Source organism: Desulfobacula sp., assembly GCF_021107415.1.
The window spans coordinates 1-5,238 of sequence record NZ_JAIOSW010000203.1; the positions used below are offsets into that span (position 1 = coordinate 1).

The 5,238-nt window shown below is 38.7% G+C and carries 4 protein-coding genes and 2 pseudogenes; 2 read left to right on the top strand and 4 right to left on the bottom strand.

Going from position 1 to position 5,238, the window contains the following annotated elements:
• Positions 1-1,455 (bottom strand): NfeD family protein (locus K8S13_RS10880; protein ID WP_291462471.1); only part of this gene is annotated, 1,455 nt, incomplete at its 3' end.
• A gap of 176 nt (positions 1,456-1,631) precedes the next feature.
• Here K8S13_RS10880 and K8S13_RS10885 point away from each other — a divergent pair.
• On the top strand, positions 1,632-3,056 hold the full coding sequence (locus K8S13_RS10885) for an RNA-binding domain-containing protein (RefSeq protein WP_291462472.1): 1,425 nt from the start codon (positions 1,632-1,634) through the stop codon (positions 3,054-3,056).
• 24 nt (positions 3,057-3,080) lie between these two features.
• Here K8S13_RS10885 and K8S13_RS10890 read toward each other — a convergent pair whose 3' ends face one another.
• Entirely contained in the window at positions 3,081-3,566 is a 486-nt protein-coding gene (locus K8S13_RS10890; protein ID WP_291462473.1) for a pyridoxamine 5'-phosphate oxidase family protein, read from the bottom strand.
• A gap of 199 nt (positions 3,567-3,765) precedes the next feature.
• On the opposite strand from K8S13_RS10890, the pseudogene idi reads away from it, so the two are divergent.
• Positions 3,766-4,224 (top strand): annotated as a pseudogene (gene idi, locus K8S13_RS10895) (isopentenyl-diphosphate Delta-isomerase); the annotation flags it as partial.
• Positions 4,225-4,243: 19 nt separating this feature from the next.
• On the opposite strand, the gene K8S13_RS10900 reads toward idi, so the two are convergent.
• Together K8S13_RS10900 and K8S13_RS10905 are read right to left on the bottom strand one after the other, a co-directional pair.
• Complete coding sequence (locus tag K8S13_RS10900) at positions 4,244-4,903, bottom strand: metallophosphoesterase family protein (RefSeq protein ID WP_291462474.1); 660 nt, start codon at positions 4,901-4,903, stop codon at positions 4,244-4,246.
• Positions 4,904-4,974: 71 nt separating this feature from the next.
• A pseudogene (locus K8S13_RS10905) lies at positions 4,975-5,238 on the bottom strand (LysR family transcriptional regulator); the annotation flags it as partial.

The following is a 5,238-nucleotide window of genomic DNA, read 5'->3' on the forward strand; positions in this document are numbered from 1 at the left end:
AACAATTACACGATTCTGTTCTATTTTGTCAATCATAACCGGTGTTCCCCGGTCAATAAATTCACCCCGGGTGATGGCATCAATCTTTTTTTTGTTTACCATTACCTTTCCCGACGGACGAAGAAATGTGTGGGCAATCCCGGTATCTCCCGGTTTCACTGCCAAAGCCGTTGTGGTATCCACATGGGAATGTGAAAGGGTGGCGTCAAGATAAGGCCCTTTTATAATTTTTGATAACTGTGGGAGAACAAACCGGATCATGAACAAGGAGATGAGCAAAGCAAACATAAAAGAACCCAGTACATGTGCCAGATTTTTCATCAATAAGGCGCCTTCCCAGGGTAATGAGGGATCAGGCACTACAAATCCCTGAAAAGAAAGGACAAGGCCTGCTGCAATAATTAAGAGCCCGGTAATACCGGCAACACCGAATCCGGGAAGAACAAACGCCTCTACTCCCAGAAGCAGAACACCGATGAGAAGCAGGAGTAATTCCGTATGATCAGCAAGGCCTACCAGATATTGACTAAAGAATACCAGGCCAAGACATATCAGTCCGACAATACCGGGCATGCCAAATCCGGGAGCCTTTACCTCCGTATATATGGCACCGATCCCGATGAGCATCAATATGGGTAAAAAGGGTTGTAGAAACCTTACGATACTTTCAGACCAGGATTCTTCAATGGTAATGATATCGGTTGATTCATAACCCAGCAATGACAATGCTTCTTCTATATCTTTTACACTTTTTTGAGAAAACCCAAAGTCAAAGGCTTCTTCATCATCCATGGTTAAAAGCTCTCCCTTGGACACAATCGTCTTTTTAGTACTGATCTTTTTTTTCTCATCTTCCGTCAGATCATCATAGGCTTTTTTCCTCATAAAGCTTTTTTCACCATCTATCATCACCTGATAGACTTCCATATCAATGGTGACCATGGATTCTGCCAGCACAACCGGGTAATTATTTTTCTTTGCAAGAGCCCGAAATTTTGCCCGAAGAACAGTCTGAACTTTTTCTCCGGCCATTTTCTGGCCTTCCTGGGTGTTGATAATGGGTGCACAATCCCCGATAATGGTATTTTCTTTCATAAATAAGACATTCGAAGAAAGGGCAATCAGGGCGCCCGCAGAAATGGCCCTTTTTTCCACAAATGCAATGGTTTTTCCTTTGGGAACATTGGAAATCGTATCCACAATATCAAGAGCCGCATCCACTCTGCCGCCGAATGTATCCATTTTAAATACAAAAACGGCATCTGTTTCGTCTTTGATCTCTTTTAAGGCTCTTTTGACATAGGCTGCCATACCCGGTTCCACGGTACCGGAAACAGGAATAATATAAACTTTTTGTTTTTCCGGAGAAGCATTGAGCGTATTTCCCAAAAAACCGATCCCAATAAAAATCAGGATAACAATTAGAATAAAAGGCAAATATTTTTTTTGTATCATTTAATCGTTTCTCTTTAAATAAAGGATTATCTTATTTTACAGAATAAGTAATTTTCCCTTTAAGGTCAAGAAAGCTTTAAGGGTAATCACAAAACATCTGTTATTAGTGCAATTGCTTGACATGTTGGTGCACGCATACTAAAAAAATTGATAGAAAATAAAAACAGGGGAATCATATGGATTTTAAAAATTTAAAAGAATCCCGCAAGGTTGAATTTAAATCATCTTTTGGAAAAGAAGTGATTATCACTCTTGTGGCTTTTGCCAACACCAGGGGTGGAAAGGTTATTCTGGGCCTGGATGATAAAGGAACGGTCAAAGGCATTGAACTGGGATCTGAGACGGAACAAAAACACCTCAATGATATCAAGACATCTACCTATCCCCAGCTTCTTCCCCATTCTGCTATTTATGAAGTTGACGGTAAAACCATATTGGTGCTTGAGATAAATGAATATCCTGTAAAGCCGGTGGCCTATAAAAACAGATATTACAAACGGGTTAAAAACAGCAACCACATGTTGAGCCTGGAGGAGATCGTTGATCTTCGGCAGCAGAGTCTTGATATCTCCTTTGATGCCCATGCAGTTGATGAAAGACTGTCTGATCTTGATACCTCACTCATGGAAAAATTCATTGAAAAGGTGAACTCCAAAGGAAGGATAAGCCTTCTGGATGACATGGTGACCAATATGACAAAGCTTAAATTCATCAAGTCAGGCAAATCCACCCTGGCCGGGACGCTCTTGTTTGGGAACCATGGATATTCAATTCATATTGGCCGTTTTAAGGCAGAGGATACCATTATTGATGATCTTTTGATCAAGGCGCCGCTTTTGACCGCCCTTGAAGAAGCAATGATTTTTATTAAAAAACATATCAATCTTTCCTATGAATTTGATGGTAGCCTTGAACGTAAGGAAGTATGGCAGTATCCTCTGGATGTGATTCGTGAATTTTTATTAAACGCCGTTGTGCACAGGGATTATAAACATACCACTGATATTGTAATTAAAATTTTTGACAACCGGATCATTTTTTCAAATCCGGGAACATTGTTTGGCAAACTTACCCTCAAAGATCTGGAAAAAGATGACTATACTTCTTCCATCCGTAATAAGATTGTGGCAGAAGCCTTTTTTTTGACAGGAGATATTGAAAAATATGGCACAGGATTTATCCGGATCCGAAAAAAACTCAATGAATTAAAGACAGTGACCTACAAAATTAGTGAAATTGGAGATTTTTTCAGGGTCGAATTATTGGATGCACGGTCATACGACCTAGGAAAAGACCCTGTAAATGGATTTATCGACCCTGTAAAAGAGTTTAGCGACGTAAGAAAAGACGTAAGAAATATCGCAAACGACGTAAGGAAAGACGTAGAAAAAAAATTCAGCCTGTCCAAAAATCAAATCCTGATTTTAAAGAGCATACAAAAAGATAGAAACCTTACCCAGGAAAATCTGTCTGAAATTGTAGGAATCACTTTGAGAAATATACAAAATAATATGAAAAAGTTAAAAGAGATCGGCGCCTTAAAAAGAGTCGGCTCGACAAAGAGCGGGTATTGGAAAATTCTGTGGGATAATCTGAAATAGAGTAAAAAATTTCTACAAGGGTAATCAGGCTATTTTACTCAAATCTATTATAGATCTTTTATCGGTTGTTTTGGAATTGTCAGACAGAAAAATTTTATCCGGATGAAAGCAATAGAGATGGGATTTAAATTTTTCTAAAAAAAAGCGTTTGTTTTCAATTATCTGGGGACCGAATATCTGCTTTAAAAAAATGAACTTGGTGACATATTTTTTGACAATCAAGAAATATAAAGTCTTTTTTGATACCTTCTCAAGCATTCCTGACATCTGGAATCCAAAAATCCGGTCTATCCGGTCTGAATCATGGAAAATAGAAGCAGAAATGATTTTTTGGTCTTTTGCGTATTTTATATGCCTGGAGTTTTCATTGGAAAAAAAATAGAACCTGTTGTCATGAAATACAAAATAGACCGGGGAAGACCATGGGATATCCTTATCTGAGACAGCAAGGGTCATGACCCTTGTTTCATTGATCAAACGTCTTGCTTTATCTTTAATTTCTTTTTCCATGGATCATCCTTATAAGAAAAACTTATATTTTTCATAAATTTATATGAATTGACACTTTTTTTGTCAATCGATATTAATCAAGTGGTACATACTTCAAACGACAGGAATCTAAAAAATGGAAACCAGTGAAGAATATGTAGTGCTTGTGGATGAAGATGACTTGGAAATTGGCATTGAAAGATAGCTTACAGTCCACTCTTCCCTGACACCTTTGCACAGGGCATTTTCTCTTTTTTTATTTAAAAACACTAACGAGCTGCTGTTGCAGCAAAGGGCGGAAGAAAAAAAAACATGGCCCCTTGTATGGTCAAATTCCTGCTGCGGCCATCCTTTGCCAAAAGAATCCTATGAAAGCGCTGTCATAAGAAGGACACGATATGAACTCGGGGTGGAATTAAACTTTGTTGTAAAAATTTCAGACTATCGGTATTGCTTTTCAAAGGACGGGGTCATGGAAAATGAGATTTGTCCTATCTTTGCCGGGTTTTATGATGGTGAGGTGCTGCCCAACCAGGAGGAAATTGCAACTGTCAAGTGGATACAATGGGATGACTGGCTGGAAGAAACCATTAAATATCCGGACAGATACTCTCCCTGGTGTATTGAGGAAACTCATATTTTAGCTGCAGATAAAATTTTTAATGGCTTACAGGCCTGACCACTTCATTGGCCAGGTTTCATCCCCTCACCATTCTGACGCTAATCTGCTTATTTGTCGAATCATATATGGCATATTTTGATGCCTTAAAATCATCCCTTGAAAACCCGATACTTCCCACATTTAAAAGATATTTCTGGTCTTTCTCCAAATGGATGGTACAATTTTTTGTAATTCTCCGCCGAAACACAATTCTGTCTTTATAGGTGATCAGTTTTAACTTATGGGTATGACCGGTAAAAAAAATCTGCTCTTTGGCATTGTTAAACAAGGATTTCAAATAGTAATCCGTGACATCATAGATATAGGTGGTTAATTTATCCGGTGGTGTGCCATGGACAAAATGACAGTTTTTCAATTTTAAATAGTCAGGAGTCTCTTCAAGGTATCGAACGGATTTAGTGGAAATCACCGCTATATTATCCAGCAGGGGCTGTTTTATGGCCTTGGGAAAAAGCTCAAGGTATTGTCTGTTAAACATGGCCAGCTCATGGTTGCCTCTCACCGAGATCACGTTTTTTCCCATTAATAAGTTAATGGTTTCTTCGGGCTGATCGCCATACCCGATAATATCTCCCAGACAGATGTGTTGATCAATCTTATATTTTTCCATATCTTCAAAAACAGCGACCATTTTTGAATAGCAGGAGTGTACATCGGAAAAAACAGCTATTTTCATATTTCAACCTTATTCTTCAAAATTACTTTTTGAAATAATAAGATCTGATCATGAAAAGTAAACCCTGAGATTCATTCATTCTGGGCATGCTCGGCTAGAATCCTTGCCATGATAGATCCAATACCTCCCTGGCCCTCCTGAGTTGGCACTTCAATAAATGATGTTTTGACCACCTCGTAAAAAGCCCTGGCAGCCGGAGAAAGTGGTGTGTTCTTTAAATAGCCGAGACTGACATCAAGAAACATTTTGCTATTCTTTAATTTGCGCAAGGCAAGTTTTTTCTCTTTGACTTTCTGATCAATGGCTGGTTTTACCAAAAAAGAGATCCCTTCTCC

Excerpts from the sequence above, each read along its gene's own strand:
- K8S13_RS10885 (WP_291462472.1), top strand. The coding sequence starts at position 1,632 with ATGGATTTTAAAAATTTAAAAGAATCCCGCAAGGTTGAATTTAAATCA.
- K8S13_RS10890 (WP_291462473.1), bottom strand. The coding sequence starts at position 3,566 with ATGGAAAAAGAAATTAAAGATAAAGCAAGACGTTTGATCAATGAAACA.
- K8S13_RS10900 (WP_291462474.1), bottom strand. The coding sequence starts at position 4,903 with ATGAAAATAGCTGTTTTTTCCGATGTACACTCCTGCTATTCAAAAATG.